13 protein-coding genes are annotated in these 17,971 nt (G+C 37.5%); all 13 read left to right on the forward strand.

Going from position 1 to position 17,971, the window contains the following annotated elements:
- Positions 1-83 precede the first annotated feature (83 nt).
- From D6855_RS06735 to D6855_RS06795, 13 genes are read left to right on the forward strand one after another with little or no spacing between them, the layout of a single operon-like run.
- Entirely contained in the window at positions 84-1,286 is a 1,203-nt protein-coding gene (locus D6855_RS06735; protein WP_120739356.1) for a rhamnan synthesis F family protein, read from the forward strand.
- Between the two features lie 50 nt (positions 1,287-1,336).
- Complete coding sequence (locus D6855_RS06740; protein WP_120739358.1) at positions 1,337-2,536, forward strand: glycosyltransferase family 2 protein; 1,200 nt, start codon at positions 1,337-1,339, stop codon at positions 2,534-2,536.
- Positions 2,520-4,856 (forward strand): glycosyltransferase, encoded by a 2,337-nt coding sequence (locus tag D6855_RS06745; protein WP_120739359.1) that lies wholly within the window; start codon positions 2,520-2,522, stop codon positions 4,854-4,856. Before D6855_RS06740 ends, D6855_RS06745 begins: the two co-directional genes overlap by 17 nt.
- Positions 4,843-6,036 (forward strand): polysaccharide deacetylase family protein, encoded by a 1,194-nt coding sequence (locus D6855_RS06750; RefSeq protein WP_120739361.1) that lies wholly within the window; start codon positions 4,843-4,845, stop codon positions 6,034-6,036. Before D6855_RS06745 ends, D6855_RS06750 begins: the two co-directional genes overlap by 14 nt.
- Positions 6,037-6,040: 4 nt before the next feature.
- Positions 6,041-7,528, forward strand: a complete 1,488-nt coding sequence (locus D6855_RS06755; protein ID WP_120739363.1) for a beta-1,6-galactofuranosyltransferase — start codon at positions 6,041-6,043, stop codon at positions 7,526-7,528.
- A gap of 18 nt (positions 7,529-7,546) precedes the next feature.
- Complete coding sequence (locus D6855_RS06760; protein WP_158589487.1) at positions 7,547-8,641, forward strand: FkbM family methyltransferase; 1,095 nt, start codon at positions 7,547-7,549, stop codon at positions 8,639-8,641.
- A gap of 12 nt (positions 8,642-8,653) precedes the next feature.
- Positions 8,654-11,020, forward strand: coding sequence for an adenylyltransferase/cytidyltransferase family protein (locus tag D6855_RS16915; protein WP_243111825.1), 2,367 nt, complete (start codon positions 8,654-8,656; stop codon positions 11,018-11,020).
- 59 nt (positions 11,021-11,079) lie between these two features.
- On the forward strand, positions 11,080-11,892 hold the full coding sequence (locus tag D6855_RS06770) for a LicD family protein (RefSeq protein WP_120739367.1): 813 nt from the start codon (positions 11,080-11,082) through the stop codon (positions 11,890-11,892).
- A gap of 20 nt (positions 11,893-11,912) precedes the next feature.
- Positions 11,913-12,632 (forward strand): IspD/TarI family cytidylyltransferase, encoded by a 720-nt coding sequence (locus D6855_RS06775; protein WP_120739369.1) that lies wholly within the window; start codon positions 11,913-11,915, stop codon positions 12,630-12,632.
- A complete protein-coding gene (locus tag D6855_RS06780; RefSeq protein ID WP_120739371.1) occupies positions 12,614-14,437 on the forward strand; it encodes a thiamine pyrophosphate-binding protein in 1,824 nt (607 codons plus the stop codon). The genes D6855_RS06775 and D6855_RS06780 overlap by 19 nt, the downstream gene beginning before the upstream one ends.
- 18 nt (positions 14,438-14,455) lie before the next feature.
- A complete protein-coding gene (locus D6855_RS06785; RefSeq protein ID WP_158589488.1) occupies positions 14,456-15,433 on the forward strand; it encodes a TylF/MycF/NovP-related O-methyltransferase in 978 nt (325 codons plus the stop codon).
- Positions 15,434-15,478: 45 nt separating this feature from the next.
- The gene (locus tag D6855_RS06790; RefSeq protein ID WP_120739375.1) at positions 15,479-16,531 is read left to right on the forward strand and encodes a glycosyltransferase domain-containing protein; all 1,053 of its coding nucleotides are present in this window, start codon (positions 15,479-15,481) and stop codon (positions 16,529-16,531) included.
- Between the two features lie 38 nt (positions 16,532-16,569).
- Positions 16,570-17,970 carry a sugar phosphate isomerase/epimerase family protein gene (locus D6855_RS06795; protein WP_147368127.1) on the forward strand — a complete coding sequence of 467 codons (1,401 nt, stop codon included), beginning with the start codon at positions 16,570-16,572 and terminating at the stop codon, positions 17,968-17,970.
- Position 17,971: the final 1 nt, after the last annotated feature.

Genomic DNA, 17,971 nt, shown 5'->3' on the forward strand with positions numbered 1-17,971 from the left:
ACTTGAAAACTATAAGAGATAAGATACTTATTATATCTGATGCATGTACATTTTAAAATGAATAGTTGTTTTGGGGAAATAATATGCTTGGCAAAACTGCACGTGATAATTATTTGGTTTTGAATTCAAAAAAAAGTACTAATATAAGCTTTAAAAAAGTATCTGTCGTTGCGTATCTTTATTATGAAGATGGCTTGGATTGGTATGTTAATGCTATAAAGGAAGTGCCAGAGGCTATTTATGTTCTTATACTTACTGCAAATGAGAATATAGCGAAGATAGTAAAAAGTATTTTTTCCTACAGGAGCAACTGCGAGGTAAGATTAAAGGCTAATAGAGGAAGAGATGTTGCAGCATTGCTTGTGGATGCTAAACAAGTCTTTTATGATTATGATTTTGTTTGCTTTTTACACGATAAAAAAGCAAGAGAGAAGGTGTATGAATACGATTTTTCATTATGGGCAAAATCTATGTGGGAAAATTTGATCTGTTCAAAAGGATATATTGGTGAGGTGATTAGGATACTCAATGATGATCAAATTGGACTTTTAGTACCGGTGATCGATATTGGAGATAAGGTTTCAGTGGGACATAGAAATGCGTGGGGGGACAATTACGACAATACTGTCACGCTATTAGATAGATTGAACTGCAAAAGCAGCATTACAAAAAACGTGCCACCTTTTTCATTGGGGACGATGTTCTGGTGCAATACAAAGGCATTGAGAAAACTTTTTGATTTTGGATGGAAGGAAGAAGACTTCTGTGAAGAACCTTTGCCTGAAGATGGAACGATAAGCCATGCTATTGAAAGGTGTTTTCCATATGTTGCCGAGGATGCAGGTTATAAATCGGTTGCAATAATGTCAGATTCTTTTGTGGAAAAATATATTGGAAAACTGAATCAATATCTCAGAAGTGGCTTAGATATCGTGGATAAGGCGTTCAGTGTGAGGGAACCATATGATTTGTTTCAATTTGGGAATACTATAGATACTTTGGAAAAGTACATTAGGAGACATGGTTCTATATTTATATATGGCGCTGGACAGAAGGGGAAGGCTCTTTTGAATGTGTTGTTTTGCTTTTTGGACTATTCTCCAAATGGATTTATTGATAAAAACAAAGTAGGCAATATGTGTCGTGGAAAACAAATATATTCTCTTGATGATGTGTTGGACATGAAAGATGTTGGAATAATTATATCGGTTAGTAGAAGGTATTCTGACGAAGTCAAAGCTACTCTTGAACAAGCTGGTATAACCGACTATTTATGTATACATTGATTGTGACAGGATAAAAGAATTATCGAAGCTAAAGGGACGAGTTTAATCAAATGAATGATAAAGTGTCAATAATAATTCCGGTTTATAATGTTTCGGCATATTTGCCAGAATGCATGGAGAGTGTATTCGCACAAACATATGAGAATCTTGAAATTATTTTGGTGGATGATGGATCGAGTGATGCTAGTTCTGAGTGTTGTGATAAATATGTTGAGATAGATAAGCGAATCAAAGTTGTTCATAAGAAAAATGGAGGGCTGGTGTCTGCCAGGAAGGCTGGGTTAGAATTAGTTACTGGAAAATATATATTTAATTTGGATGGAGATGATTGGATAGATACAGATACTATAGAAACATGTATTAAAAGACTAGAAAAAGACGAATCGGATATTATACAATTTGGTTATTATACCTTTGGTAATAATCAGGATGGTATTCATTCTAACTTAGACGCCATTTTTACTATAGAACCAGAGTCTTTAGATGGCGTTATTTCAGATTTATTGAAAACAAATGGTTGTTTGAATACGTTGATGGGAACAAAAATATATAAGACTAGGATATTTAGAGATGTATATAGCAAGATGCCAGATACTATCAAACGAGCAGATGATCTGCTCGTTTTTGTTATGGCATTGCCGGAAGTAAAAAGAGTTACTACTATAACAAATTGTTTTTTGCATTATAGGATGAGGAGAGATTCAAAATCGCACTTACACGATGGCATGTCTCAAGTAATAGACTTTGATAACACGATAAATCATGTCTATTCGTATATCAAGAACAAAGACTTCTACAGTAATGTTACAAGTGAAATTCTTGATAATTGGGCTGTATCATACAAAATAGGACAGCTTAATAATGAATTAAAATACTATGGCGAGCATATACCAGTCTATAAAATGTCTGATCTGAATAGATTTAAAGGAAAAAGGCTTATTCTTTATGGAGCGGGAGCTGTTGGAAGAGATTACTATAGACAGCTTTCTTTGTATAATAACATCTCTGTAGTTCGTTGGGTTGACAAGGATCCTTTGAAATATAGCTATGATTATTACAGTATTTCTGGACTAGAGGATGCTTTTAAATGCGATTATGATTATGTGATTATAGCCGTTCAAAGTGAAAGACTAGCAGTAGAGATCTGGGAGGATTTGACTGAGAGTTGGAATGTTTTAGATAAAAAAATAGTTTGGGATAAACCTCATAAAATATGGGAAAGGCTCGTTGAGAATGATAAACCAGAATAAAATTATTATTAGGGGTACAGGGGTACGAGCAAAGAATCTTATTAATGAATTAGAGAGTTATAAAAAGACTGTCCCAGATGTATATAATGAAATAATGCAGAAAATTTTTGGGTTTATCGATATAGACCCTCAAAAACAAGGAACATTTTTTTATAATATTCCAGTTTATGGACCGAGTATTCTATCAGATTTCAAAGATACTTTTCTGTATGTGGTTGCTATAGCAGATTGTAAGACAATACTTGACGAAATTCAAAATGATAATGGCTCTAATATAAGAGTTATCACTGATATGGAGTTTGTTCGAGAGATTCATCTAGATTTAACTAGTGGAATATATAGGACTTGTGATGATGAATTAAAAACAATTATTGACGATGCGGCAACTATAGTCAAAAACGACTATGATATAAGCAGGATAAGAAAATGTTTCTGCGATGAGGTGGATGCTTTTGCCATTAGGATGGTGAAAGCATTGTTTTTTTTGAATGACAGAGCGGTATTGACTTGCAACAAGCAAATAACCATCACTACTTCGCAGAGCGAAAAATACTGTACAGAACCGTTGGTGATTGGAATGTTTACTTCTACTTTTGGAGGCGGTGGCACAGAAAGAGTTGTTTCGCATCTGGCCAAATCTTTTGTTGAACAGGGGATGAAAGTATTCATTTTTGTTGATCAGAATAGTGATCAGGAGTATGCAATCCCAGAAAATGTAGAACTGGTACGATTCAAACATCCGCTTGGTGAGGATTTTTATAATGATATTGAAGAACGTTATCAGATCTTAAAAGAGAAAAAAATAAATATTGCATGTTTTCATTTCCCATATGAAGGGGCATTACTCTATTATGAAGCGCTACTTTGTAAGCTTATGGGGGTTAAGACTTTTGTTGAGGCTCATACCAGTTTTATAAATGCGCTTAGGCAACGAGGCGGATTATTTGAGAATAAAAAAATATATACACTAGTAGACAAGCTTGTTGTGCTTTCAAAGACAGATGAGTTGTTTTGGAGAGATAATGGGGTGGAAGCTCAATACATTCCGAACCCATTTCCTATCAAAGAGCTTGGTATAGAAATCAAGCAAGAGAAGAATGTTTTATTATGGGTTGGGAAACTTGATCAGAAATACAAACGTGTATTTGATCTCATTCCAATAGTAGCAAGGGTAAAAAGTATCATTCCAGATGTAAAGCTTTACATTGTAGGCGCTACTGTGGATGAAAAAGAAGGCAAGTATTTTAAGCAACAGATTGCAGAAAAAAAATTGGAAAACAATATCATTTTTTGTGGCTTTGTGAGTGACGTAGATAGTTACTATCAAATGGCTTCGGTGATGCTTATGACCTCACCTGGAGAAGGATTCCCTATGGCTCTTGCAGAGGCGAAAACAAATGGATTACCTGTAGTTATGTATGACCTTCCTTATTTAGAACTGGTAAAAGATGGTAAGGGAGTAGTGACAGTAAAGCAAGGAGATATTAAAAGCTTTGCAGATGAAGTAGTTAGTTTATTAACTGATGACGACAGAAGGGAAGAGCTTTCAAAGCAGGCGAGAAAAAGTGCCGAATATTTCATGAACTACAATATAGTTGGAGCTTGGAAGAATGTTTTTGAGGGTATTTCTGATGAAGAGATAGTTAGTGAGGCTCAGGATCAGGAAAGAGCTCTCATATGGAAACTTCTTGATGAAAGCATGAAAGTAACGAATGATAAGAGAAAATTAGATGAGCTTAGAGAAATTGACCTAGAGGACAGGAGAAGACTTCAGAAGAATTTTGGTTTTATCGACTGGCATTTAACACCAAAACTGGACAAACCATACATAGATGCCATTGTAGATGCAATTGTTGATCAGACAAAAGACAGATCCTACAGGAGCATTGTAGAAATAGGATGTGGTCTTGGAGATATAATAGGTGATTCGCTCCTTGAAGGGTATAGCAGAAAAGCGTACGACCTGAGTTCTGAAGTAATATGTGCAGCAAGAGAACGATTCATGAAACGAGGAGTAGAGTGGTATGTTGGATCGTTCAATGATGTTAAAGACAGAGATATAGAGTTTTTGATAGCGGTGAATTTTATACATAGCATAAAACCGGAATACTTATTGGAGTATTTTAATAATCTATACTCCAGAAACAAAATTAAATATCTTATTGTGGATAAAGTAACTGGCAATTATCCATACACTCATGATTTTGAATCATTATTACCAGAATACGTTCACGAAATAAAACGATTTGGACCGTACTACGCTGATGGTGGGGAACGATACATCTTACTATGGGAAAATATGACCTATGGATCTGACTAAACTTATTGATAAGTGCAAACAATACAACAAAGTCTATTTGTACGGCGCAGGAATCTATGGAAAAAAGACCAAGAGGTTTCTTGAACAGAACGGTGTGGAGGTAGAGGCGTTTCTTCAAACTAGTATACATGCCCCAAATTGTCAGTTTAGAGGTACTCCAATTTATGGCATTTATGAGACAATCATTACAGACGATGATTTGATTCTGGTTAGTGTTGCGGAAAACAAACAGGATGAGATCATAAGTATACTCAAGAGTAAATGTGTTACTAACGAGGAATGCATTACCAAGAGCATATATGATCAGATTTCTGAAGAAGTTGATTATAGTAATGTGGCGGATGTCACTAATGAGAAATATATCCAAGTACTCTTTTTTCACCGGGTTATAGAAAAAAAAGACGATCCCTGGGGACTGGAAGTAAGACCAGAGATGTTTGACCAGTATATTAGATATATTGCGGAAAATTACAATGTAAAAAGATTTGAAGAGGACTGGTCAGATGTGAAAGAGAAGACGTTAGTTATCACATTTGATGATGGGTACTGGGATAATGTGGAATACGCACTTCCGATATTAGAAAAATATAAAGTGCCCGCCACTGTATTTGTAAGCACTGGAAATCTTGATACGCCAAATGAGTTTTGGTGGGATAGACTTGCAAGATTAGTACCATCAGATAAATTGGTGGAGAAAAGAAATGAACTTAGAAAACTATCTCCTAGGGAAAGGGATAAAGCCCTTGAAGAGATGGAACAAGAAGGCAATGCTTTTCGAGAAAGGTTAGTCACTGATCGCACGCTGACTAATGATGAGCTAAAAAGATTAAGCGATTCTGAATTCATTACAATTGGAGGACATACAGTAAACCACAATGCATTGCTCTATCAGACAGAAGAACAGCAGCGATATGAGCTTATGCATTCTAAAAAAATCATTGAAGATATCATAGGAAAAAAGATTACAACATTTTCATATCCTTTTGGCCAGAGAGATACATACTCTGATACTACAATAAGATTACTTAATGAATGTGGGTTTACAAGAGCTGCGTCAACAGTTCAGGAATTGACAGGAAGAGACTTTAATCCCTACGAAATCCCGAGAATAGGACAACCAGAAGTGGATCTGAAAACATTTGCGAGAAAACTCGAAGAAAAGTGGTACATGGAAGGCTGATACGATGGTTAAGCTACTCTTAGATGATCCGTTAAAGAGCATAGAGTTGTTGAATGTAAAGAACGTTTATTGTTTTGGAGCAGGGAAACGCTTTCAGAATTTTGCTACACAGCTCAAAGATATTGAAATAAAAAGTATAATAGACAATTTCTTGTCTGAAAACAATGATTCTTTATTAGTGGGAGATAAGACTTTTTCTATTATTTCTTTTGATGAATATGTAAGTAGAGCATCTGCCGAAGATGCGCTCATAATAACGAGTGTATATTACAAAGAGATTGTCAAACAGTTAGACGAGCAGCAAAAACTGGATGGGGTATCTTGTTTTGTGATGGGAGAAGTGACAAGAGATAAACTTCAAGAGTACATAAATTCACGAAATGAACAAAGACCAGATTCTGAAGTTGTTTTCTCTGGAGATGGTAAGCATTATCAGATTTGGGAGTATATAGATTCATCCAAGGATGCTGGAAGTAAAGCACCTATGGATATGCGTTCAATACTTGGTGCTATGGGATATGAGACTATTGGAGTTCACATGGACTGTTGCCGTTATGTAGACGCTGGTGCTACAGAAAAAAACTGGATGGAAAAAAGGTCTGGTAAAGAATGGCAGAGTTTCATCGATAATATAACCCCGGGGGCCATACTTGCGTTGCAACACCCGTTTAGGGTCGAGAACCGATTTAGAGATGAAGCATTAGTAGAACTAAAGAAAAAAGGCGTAAAGATAATCTCTATAGTTCATGATGTGGAAATGATCAGAGGATTAAACTTCTCTGATTACTACGAAAAAGAAATGAATTTTATGATGGATATTGCTGATGCTGTCATTGTTCAAAATGATAGCATGAAAGCTTTTTTCCAGAATAGATGGCCTTCATTTAGGCCAATCATTTCGCTTCATGTGTTTGATTATTTATCCGATTCCAACAATGAAAGATTGAGTGAATTTGGCACTGCAGTCAAGTTTGCGGGGAGCTTGGAGTACAGAAAAAGCCCGTTTTTATACAAGCTTGGCGAGTTAAATGGAGTAAGCATTCAGTTATACGGACCCGATTTTGAAATTGAAAGGTACGAAATGGAGAAATGCCCGGATGGAATTGAATATTGCGGAGCATTTACTCCAGAAGAACTTCCGGGAAAGCTTAATTCAGGTTATGGGTTGATTTGGGATGGCGAACGGCTAGATACTTGTAGTGAAGGAACAGGAAAATATCTTTCGTATAACAGCCCGCATAAACTGTCCTTGTATCTTGCGTCAGGTTTACCTGTAATTGTGTGGGAAGGGGCAGCTACTGCTGAATTTGTTAAGAGAAATAACGTGGGACTTACGATAAACTCACTTTTTGAGTTGGAAGGGAAATTGAATTCTGTTTCACCAGAGCAATATGAATCATACGCTAGATCTGCGCAAGTTATTGGCCAAAAACTTAAAGAGGGATATTATACAAAGACTGCAATCATGGAAGCAGAGCATTTGCTCAAATAGATGTTAGGGGATGAAGTGATGAGTGATTTGTCGCTGGATAATAAACTGATACTAAAGGATTCAAAGGATCTTGAACGAGATGTATGGATATGGGGCACTGGCAATACCGCAGAAATGCTACAGGAAGGAATAAAGCGGTGGGATCGTTTTGAACAGATAAAAGGGTATGTTGATAGTGATCCTGAAAAGTGGGGAAGCACTTTTTATGGAAAGCCAATCAAATCTCCAACCGAGATCATGCATTGCAAAAATGCTTGCATACTCATATGTACGAACCAACTGAATTTTCTCGGTGAGATAAAAGAAATGCTAGACTCCAATGGGGCGGCGCATTGGTATGTTCTGGAACAGTTTGTGCTTTGTGATTTGAAAGATAAGGTCCTGGAGTCATTGGAATTGTTCGAAGATTCCAAATCTAAAGAATTATATAAGTATCTTATTGAATGTAAATTCAATGGAGAGTACCCATCATCTGAATCGGGTCTCCTTGATTTGGAGCATGGATATTTCTTTTTACCAGACTTGGTAAAATGTGATAAGAATGAAGTCTTTGTGGATGTCGGATGCTATACAGGAGATACTGTAAAAGAATACTTGGAAATAAGAAAAGATGAATTTAAACATATTCATTCGTTTGAACCTGATACAGTATCGTACGAAACGGCAAAAAAGAATATAGCAGATTATTGCATGCAATATAAAGTGAATCCAGAGAAAGTCTCTCTTTATCCTTATGGTGTGGGTGAGACAAATAGCTCTGGTGTTTTTGAGAGAACTGACGACAATAAAGGATCGGGTTCTAAGTTTACCACAGGGAAAAATACTGATGATAAAGACTCAACAAAAATAATTGCATTAGATGACTTTTTAAATGGGGAGGTTTCCTTCATTAAGGCCGATGTGGAGTCATATGAATGGCAGGTAATACGAGGAGCAGAGCATATTATCAAACAGCAAAAGCCAAAGCTTGCAATCTGCATTTACCATAATGTTTTTGATTTTATTCAGATACCGGGATTGATAAAAAAGCTATCAGCAGATTATAAACTATATGTAAGGCAGCAGGCTGCTTCGTGGAGCGAGACTATATTATATGCAGTGGCTCATAAGTAAGGAGACTAGGTTTTGGAAACTTCAAAAGAACTAATCCAGGCACTTAAAAATTCAATTATCGCGTGGTATCCATTTGAAATGAACAAGGATATCACGTACATTGGCGAAGAAGATCCTATTTATTACATGCTTCGTGAGAAAAATCCGGAGCATGTAAATAGAGTGTCTATACATGACAAGATAGAGGGCAAATCCGACTATGTTCTATGCATCAGGTATGCAGAGGAATTAGAGGATGTGCCTTCTTTTTTATTGAATTTAAAAGAGCAGATTAAGCCAGGGGGACGCCTGATTCTGGGCATGAACAACCGTTTTGGAATCAAAAATTTCTGTGGCGATAGAGACCCCTATACTGATCGAAACTTTGATGGAATCGAAGACTATTTTAGGGCTTATGCGAGCGTAGATGATAAGTTTACAGGCAGGACCTATGACAAATCACAGCTGGTGGACATGCTCACTGCAGCAGGATTTTCAGATAATAAATTTTACTCTGTTTTTTCTGATCTTGATAATGCTTCGTTTATCTTTGCGGATGGATACATTCCCAATGAGGAACTTCAGATTAGAATCTTTCCAACCTACAACTGTGCCAGCACAGTTTTCCTTGAAGAAGAAAGACTTTATTCATCTCTTCTGAAGAATGGAATGTTCCATAAGATGGCCAATGCGTTTCTCATTGAGTGTTCCCTTGATGGTTCACACACAGATGCTCTGCAGGTCACAAGTTCTTTTGACAGAGGACATGAAGATGCGCTGATTACAATAATCCATGACAATGATACTGTAACTAAGCAGGCACCATTCCATGCGGGAGAAGAAAAACTGAAACGCCTTGATGCCAACATGAAGTATCTGGCTGAAAGAGGAGTAAACGTTGTTCCTGGCAGTTATAAGGATGGAGTTTATACCATGCCTTTTATTATAGCAGAGACAGGAATGGTGTATCTTCAGAGACTTCTGCTAGAGGATAAGGATCTCTTTTTACAAAAAATGGATGAGTTTCGTGATGAGATTCTGAAGGTGTCAGAGATCTTTGAGGGAGCATATGTACCAATGGAGCCACCAAACGAGAGTGAAGAGCAACGAACCAAGCGCCTTAAGAAAAAGAAGGAAATCTGGGAACTTGAACCACAACTTCTTCTCAAAAAAGCAATGGTTGATATGATTCCGCTCAACACTTTCTATGTGGATGGGAAGTTTGTTTTTTTTGATCAGGAGTTCTGTTTGGAGAACTTCCCAGTTAAAGCTCTGATGTATAGAGTGCTGGGGACTGTTCACACTGGAAGCCCGAGCTTTCAGAGAGTTCTTTCTAGAGATGACCTGTTTGCTCGTTATGGAATCGACTCTAGGGATCTGAACAGGTATAACTACATCACTAGAGTGGCTAATGACTGGCTTTTCTACGTTCGTAAAGAGGACGAACTTTCAGACTATTACAAGAAGGTCCGTAAGGACTATCAAATTGTACATGCCAACCGCCAGCGAATGAACTTTTCGGCAGATGACTATCAGAGACTGTTTGTGGATATATTTGAGAATACTGATAATAGAAAGGTCATTTTGTTTGGCTCTGGAGCCTTTGCCAGAAGATTTATGGCTCTATATGGTCAGGATTATCAGATTTATGCTGTGGTGGATAATAATGAAAAGCGTTGGGGACAAAAGCTTTATCCTGAAGGATATGAGCCTGTAAGAGATGAGAGAAAAGAGACTTATGAAGGAGTAGAGATCTTCTCTCCTGGTTTATTCAATGACCTTCGACATGGCGAATACAAGGTTATCATATGCATAAAGAGCTTTATGTCAGTAGTGAAGCAACTTGAGAACATGGGAATAAGGGAGTACAGCATTTTTGATCCTTCCAAGGCTTATTCCAGAAAGCGTCATCCACTGACTCTTGAATCAGTAGAAAGCTACAATAACAGTACAGTCACTAAGGACGGGGGCAAGAAGTATCATGTAGGTTATATCGCGGGAGTGTTTGATCTATATCATATCGGTCATCTGAACATGTTCCGCAGAGCCAAGGAAATGTGCGACTATCTTATCGTGGGAGTGGTTTCTGATGAAGGTGTAAGGCACGTAAAGAGGACTGATCCCTTTGTTCCGTTTGAAGAGAGAATAGAGATGGTTCGTTCATGCCGATATGTGGATGAGGCTGTTGAGATTCCATACATGTTCAATGGTACGGAAGATGCATGGAAGATGCATCACTTTGATGTACAGTTTTCAGGAACTGATTATGTCAACGATCCAGGATTTGAGAACTTCAAGAAGTTCCTTGAAAAGCATGGGGCAACACTGGAATTCTTCCCATATACTGAGTCAACCAGTTCTACCAAACTTAAAGAACTGATAGACAAGAAGCTGATATGATAAAGAGCTAAACGTTATTTCGCCCTCAAGAGTAGAAAAAATCTAGATAGTAAGGATAAATGATGATAGAAGTAAACCAACAAGACTTAAAAAAACTCCAATCTCACGAGCTCGAGATGCTCGTGGAAGTGGACAGAATCTGTAAAAAAAACAGCATAAATTACACAATCATAGGAGGTACGCTCCTTGGAGCAGTAAGGCATGGTGGATTTATCCCCTGGGATGACGATGCAGATGTAGCAATGCTTAGACCGGAATATGACAGATTCTGCCAAGCATGCCAACGGGACCTAGATAAAGACAGGTTTTATTTCCAGAATATGGATATTACCCCTGGATACAGATGGGGATATGCAAAAATAAGAAGAAAAGGAACAGTATTTCTTAGAGAAAATCAGGAATTCATGCCTTATGAACAGGGTGTTTTCCTTGACATTTTCCCTCAGGACGCTGTTCCGGATAATAAAATTCTAAGAGAAATACATTCCTTTAGATGTTTTGTAGTACGAAAGATTCTGTGGTCAGAAATTGGTAAAGGAAGTGATAAGAGTGCTGGGATGAGGCTGTGGTATACTATTCTTAGCAAAATACCGATGAAAATAGTACGAAAACTCTATAAAGGTCTTATTATCGATGACAATACTTCTAATCTTGTAAGGACGCTTACATTTCCGGCACCAAAGAATAAGTATGGCTATAGAAGATGTTGGATCAGAGACACGGCAGATATTCAATTTGAAGGTAAAACATTCTCTGGAGTCAGAGATTACGATGGATGGCTCAAGTGGGAATTTGGTGATTACATGGCAATACCGCCAAAAGAGAAACAGAAGGTTCACCCCGTTACAGAGCTTAAGTTAGATATAGATTAAATGAAAGGATACTATAGCATATGGCAAATGTTGCGCTCATAATAGCTGGCGGCACCGGGGCTAGAATGCATCAGGACATACCTAAGCAGTTTCTTACGGTTAATGACAAGCCAATAATAGTTTATACCATGGAGGCGTTCGAAAGACATCCGGAAATAGATGGAATAGTCATAGCATGCTTGGATGGCTGGCAGAAGGCACTGGACGCATACATAAACCAATTCAATATAACAAAAGTCAAGAAAGTTGTAGTAGCAGGTAAAAATGGTCAGGACTCTATAAGAAATGGTGTCTTTGCCATAGCTGAATTATATAACGACGATGACTTAATATTGGTTCATGATGCAATAAGGCCCATGCTTTCTGAAGATATTATTACGAACAACATTAATGTATGCAGAGAAAAGGGAAATGCAATAACTGTAATACCTTGTATGGAAGCAATGCTCAGATCTGACGATGAGATAGAATCTGAAGAGAGTATCTTAAGAAATTCGTTGTTTCGAGCGCAGACGCCTCAAACTGTAAGCGTCGGAGACATGGTTAAGCTTCATAAAGACGCTCTTGAAAAAGGTATAACCAACTCAGTTGCGACCTGTACATTGCTCTTGGAACTTGGACATAAGACCTTCTTTGCCAAGGGATCGGAGCTCAATATAAAAATTACGACACTTGAAGACATTAAAATATTTAAAGCACTTCTTGCAACCAAAGATAGTGCATGGATGAAACAGGAATGAACGTATCGGAATATATCGTAAAATACATAGAATATAAAGAAATAGATAAGCTATTCGGAATAGTTGGAGGAGCATCACTTTGGCTCTGCAAAGCATTTGGTGATAGTAATAAAATTGAACCGGTATTTACCAACCACGAGCAGGCAGCAGTTATGGCAGCGGAAGGATGGGCGCGCATGACCGGTAAACCTGGAATTGTGCTTACAATCAATGGTCCTGGAATGACTAATACTGTTACAGGAATTGCACAGGCGTGGACAGACTCTGCACCAATTATATTACTTACGGGTAATTCTAATCTTCAAAGTGTGAAATTTGAAAGGGAAAATAACCTTAGACAATATGGAACACAGGATGTAAGAACAGATATTATTATGCAGGGAATCACCAAAAAGACAATACTTCTTGAAGCGGCTGAGGATGTCAAAGATTGCATGGATGAAGCATTCAGGCTTGCAACAGAAGGACGACCTGGACCAGTTGTAATAGAGGTTCCAATTAACATTCAGTCATCGGAAGTTCCTGAAGGGATAGGATTTGGAAATGACAATACTAACGATAATTCCAAATTCGATAAATATCAAAGAAATATACCAACAAGTGATTATGATAAAATTCTTAACAAGCTTAAAGATGCTAGACGTCCCCTTATACTGGCAGGACAAGGGGTTCGCTTATCTGGAGCAGTTAAGGAATTCAGAGAATTTATATATAAATATGATATTCCTGTTGTTAATTCAAGAATGGGAATAGATAGCATAACATCTAACGACAGGCACTTTGTAGGTAGATGTGGCAATCATGGTGATAGAGCATCACATTTCGCGCTGCAGACATGCGATGTGCTTTTAGTATTAGGATGCAGACTTGCACCTAATGCTACAGGATACGACGTAACTAAATTCTCACAGCAATCATATAAGATGATGATTGAGATTGATCCGACGGAGAAGGTAACAAATGGAATTCCTATTGATGACATTGTTATGTCTGACTTGGCGGATTTCATTTATTATGCATTAAAAAAGACTGATACAAATAGCAGTATGCATGAGAAATGGGTAAAGTGTTGTAATGATTGGAAATATAGATATCCAGTAGTTACTGAAAAATACTATAACAATGAATCTATTTCAACATATAGGGTGGTTGATATTGCAAGTAAGCTGGCTACAGAAGATGATCTGATCTTATCAGATACTGGTTCATGCTGTAGCATACTTGCGCAGGCATGGAATGTTAAGGCCAATCAGAGAGTGTTTATCTCAGGTGGATTATCTGCTATGGGATACTATGTGACAACTATGGGACTCGCACTTGCTAACAATGATAATAATAGAAATGTTATATGCTTTGTTGGTGATGGAAGTTTCCAGATGAATATTCAAGAGCTTGCTACTATAGCAAAATACCAACTTCCTATAAAGGTTATTATCATAAGCAACAAGGGATATCAGTTTGTTAGGATGTCGCAGGGGGCTTATGGTATTAATCCGCCTTTCGGAACAGATATAGAATATGGTGTTCCGATTCCAGATATAGGGAAAATAGTAGAAGCGTATGGCTTGCATTATTCTGATTGCCGTAAGGCTGAAGAATTGGAGAACTCTATAAGGAACGTTTTAAACTCAAAAGCGCCTGAAGTATTAGAAATATTTGTAGATAGGGATCAGGAGGTATGTCCCAGACTTAAGTCGGTAGCAAAAGAAGATGGGACATTTGTTTCTCCTGAATTTGCAAATTTATATCCGTTCTTAGGAGAAGAAGTTTTGACAAAAGAGTTACAAAAAGCTGATGAAATCTGAAATACAGGAGAAATAGTATTGAGAGTATTAGTATGGGGGACCGGTCAATTAAGTTGGCACATAATCAATGACTTTACAAACGGGGAAATCGTTGGCTTCATAGATACATATAAAAGACAGGAAACATTTGCTGATAAGCCTGTATATCTACCGGGAAAGCTTGAAGGAGTGCATTATGATGCAATAATCGTTGCAGTAGCTCAGACAGAAGGAATAATCAGAACAATAGAAGAATGTCATATTGATATTTCTAAAGTGATTTTTGCTTATGGAAACATCTCCATTAATGATTACAACAAAGATTATGAATTTGTAGAGAAGATTTGCGGTAAAGATCTGAGTAAAAGAATTAAAAACAGATATCACTTGGTAAGAAGTACGGATAGCAAATTAGACGAAGAGATACTTTTTTGCGAAGGCACCGAAATTAAGAATGATTATGTCAGAATAAAAACATTCGAGTTATTAGTTAAAGAAATAAAGAAGAACGAAGTCGTAGGTAATGTTGCAGAACTGGGAGTTTTTAGAGGGGATTTTGCAAAGTATATCAATAAAGCATTTCCTGAAAGAACGCTATATTTGTTCGATACTTTTGATGGCTTTGATGAAAATGAACTTAAGAATTCGGTAGAAGGAGATGTTCTTACTGCTGGAAGAGAGGTTTTCAAAAACACGTCTATTGAAGAAGTCGCAAAAAAGATGACTAATAATGATAAGTGTGATTATCGGATAGGACTATTTCCTGCGTCATTAAAGGGGCTTGAAGATGAATTTGCATTTGTATCTATAGATTGTGATTTTGAAGAATCGATATATAGTGGTTTAGAGTATTTTTATCCAAGACTGTCTGAGGGTGGTTATATCATGATTCATGATTATAACAACTTTTTAGGCTGTGCAAAGGAGTCCATAAGAAGGTTTGAAAAAGTAATTGGTCGGGGACTATGTAAAGTACCAATCTGTGATAATCAGGGTACTTTAATAATTTCCAAATAAACGACTTACCCCTAAGGGGTAACAAATGATGTCAAGGGTGTAACAATGACAAATAGGGCATTTGAAGAAGTTTTAAATTTAATCAAAAATAGAGGATTCAAAGTCTGCATATTTGGGTGTGGCGATATCGGCGTGGGATGCGGATATCAAAGACTTATAGATTTGGGCATAACTGTACATTATTATTGCGATAATAATACTAATTTATGGGGAAAAACTATAAAAGATGGTATCTTATGCTTTTCAGTTGATGAATTAGATATTAAAAACACAGTTTTCTTTGTCTTAACACATGATTATTATGAATTGCAGATTGTTAGGCAACTTCAGGATTTAGGAGCAGATAGTATTATATCTTGGACGGATTTATGTTCTTACAAATCACATGAACGATTGGCTTTGAATGAAAAAATAGCTATATATACATGTATTATTGGTGGATATGATGAACTGCGTGATCCAGTTGATATTTCGGATGATTGTGATTACTTTTGTATATCGGATGATGAGAATACTGTAAAAAACAGCGTGTATAAGTTTATCAATATAAGAGATTTGAATTTGGATCAGAATCTTTCTGATACAAAAAAGAATCGATATGTCAAAATCAATGCTCATAAGGTCTTTCCGGATTATCGTTATTCTGTATACTTTGATGGGAATGTTCAATTGTCAAATCGTGTTATAGAGTGCTTCTCATGGTTACCCAAAACACGTATTATTGCTAGAAGTCGGAATAATACAGCAAGTATTTATACTGAGGCGATAAAGCGATTAGAAACTAAGCGTGATGACGCTAGTGTTATTTCTAGACAAGTGCAAAAATATTGGAAAGAAGGAATGCCAGAGGACTTTGGTGGCGTTAACTGTGGAATTCTTGTTAGGGAGCACAATCATCCAATTTGCAAGATGTTGATGGAGACATGGTGGGAACAGGTTAATGACTATTCAAATAGAGACCAGATTTCATTTCCGTATGTGTTATGGAAGCACGGCTTTTCATTTGATGATGTTGGCATCATATCTGAGACCTTAAGTGAGGATTCAGATATATGGAACATAGGTGGCAATCACAAAAAGAGTTTTAGTACCATATAAAAATAAGATGATTTAAACATTATAAAAAGAGGGCAAGTTTGAGTGAATTACATGCATCAGATATGCATAGAAACTGTAAGATGAGCCTTCTTTTTGTTATAGATACTATTGGAGGATCATTCATGAGACTCGTATGTAAAACAAGAAATGGCTTATGGAAACTTAGGCCAAGGCAGATCATCAAGGATATTCTTGAAGTTGGCTTTGAATATGCGACGCTGGATATTGGTTCTATTCTTGAACCAAGAGAGTATGAGCTTCTTCATCGTAACAACTACAAGCGCACCTCTGACAAGATATATCTCACGGAACACCCAGAGGAACTCAGAAAAGAAGCCGACAGGAACATTACTTCTATTGCAAAAGAAGAAGGACTTAAGCTGTCCATAGCTGTTGGCCCCTGCGCTCCAGCGGATATCAAACTGGGGAAAGAGCCTGAACAGGCCGCAGCAGAAATTAACAAGATATACAGGAAACTTGGAATAGAGACTGCTCTGGCAGCAGCTGATGCGGGATGCGAGAGTGTTGTGGTATATCCCCTCTTTTCTGGTATCGAAAGTGGACACGAGTGGGAAATTAATAAACCATTTTATTTGGAAGTAGCTAAGGCAGTAAAGGATACAGGAAGTGACATACAGATCCTTCTCATCAACAGGATAAAGAATATCAACGGACATTTCGTAAGAGGTATCTGCGCAGAGCCGGAAGAAGCCTGCAGATGGATAGATGAATTGAATGCAGAGCTGGGGCAGGAACGCTTTGGCTTTTGCTTTGACGTTGGAACAGGAACCCTTTGCGGACAGGAACTATTCACGGCAATAGAGCCACTTGGCAGCAGGCTTAAGGCAGCCATAATCAGAGACTGCGATGGAGCAAACGATGTTTCGATGCTTCCTTATACAGCGTGCTTGAAAGGACAGCAGACCAGCTGGCTTGGGTGCATCAGAGGCCTTAGAAAGACTGGTTTCGATGGTGACCTGATAATGGATTTTGCTGAGACTTATGATGCATTTCCGATTACTCTTAAAAAGACAGTTTTGTCGCAGGCCTTCGAAATTGGAAAGTTTTTCCTGTGGCACATCAACATTGAAAATGTGATCAAGAAATATGATAAACGAGTTCTTTTTGGAGCTGGAAACATGTGCAGAGCATACCTTAAGAACTATGGCGAGGAGTATCCTCCTTTGTTCACCTGTGACAACAATTCATCCAGGTGGGGAGAGGACTTCTTTGGTATTACCATTGAAAATCCTGAGAAGTTAAAAGAGCTTTCTCCTGACACCGCCATTTTTATCTGCAACATGTACTACAACGAGATAACAGAACAGCTCCGTAAGATGAACCTTCCAAATCCTATAGAATGGTTCAGTGACGAATATATGCCGACTTTCCATATGGACAGATTGGAAATGGCTAAGGACCCAAATTCAGGAAAGTGAG

The organism is Butyrivibrio sp. CB08 (genome assembly GCF_003625485.1).
Taxonomy (GTDB): domain Bacteria; phylum Bacillota; class Clostridia; order Lachnospirales; family Lachnospiraceae; genus Butyrivibrio.

What these genes read in the sequence shown, in the direction of transcription:
- D6855_RS06735 (WP_120739356.1), top strand. Translation starts at nt 84, where the DNA reads ATGCTTGGCAAAACTGCACGTGATAATTATTTGGTTTTGAATTCAAAA.
- D6855_RS06740 (WP_120739358.1), top strand. Translation starts at nt 1,337, where the DNA reads ATGAATGATAAAGTGTCAATAATAATTCCGGTTTATAATGTTTCGGCA.
- D6855_RS06745 (WP_120739359.1), top strand. Translation starts at nt 2,520, where the DNA reads ATGATAAACCAGAATAAAATTATTATTAGGGGTACAGGGGTACGAGCA.
- D6855_RS06750 (WP_120739361.1), top strand. Translation starts at nt 4,843, where the DNA reads ATGGATCTGACTAAACTTATTGATAAGTGCAAACAATACAACAAAGTC.
- D6855_RS06755 (WP_120739363.1), top strand. Translation starts at nt 6,041, where the DNA reads ATGGTTAAGCTACTCTTAGATGATCCGTTAAAGAGCATAGAGTTGTTG.
- D6855_RS06760 (WP_158589487.1), top strand. Translation starts at nt 7,547, where the DNA reads ATGAGTGATTTGTCGCTGGATAATAAACTGATACTAAAGGATTCAAAG.
- D6855_RS06770 (WP_120739367.1), top strand. Translation starts at nt 11,080, where the DNA reads ATGATGATAGAAGTAAACCAACAAGACTTAAAAAAACTCCAATCTCAC.
- D6855_RS06775 (WP_120739369.1), top strand. Translation starts at nt 11,913, where the DNA reads ATGGCAAATGTTGCGCTCATAATAGCTGGCGGCACCGGGGCTAGAATG.
- D6855_RS06780 (WP_120739371.1), top strand. Translation starts at nt 12,614, where the DNA reads ATGGATGAAACAGGAATGAACGTATCGGAATATATCGTAAAATACATA.
- D6855_RS06790 (WP_120739375.1), top strand. Translation starts at nt 15,479, where the DNA reads ATGACAAATAGGGCATTTGAAGAAGTTTTAAATTTAATCAAAAATAGA.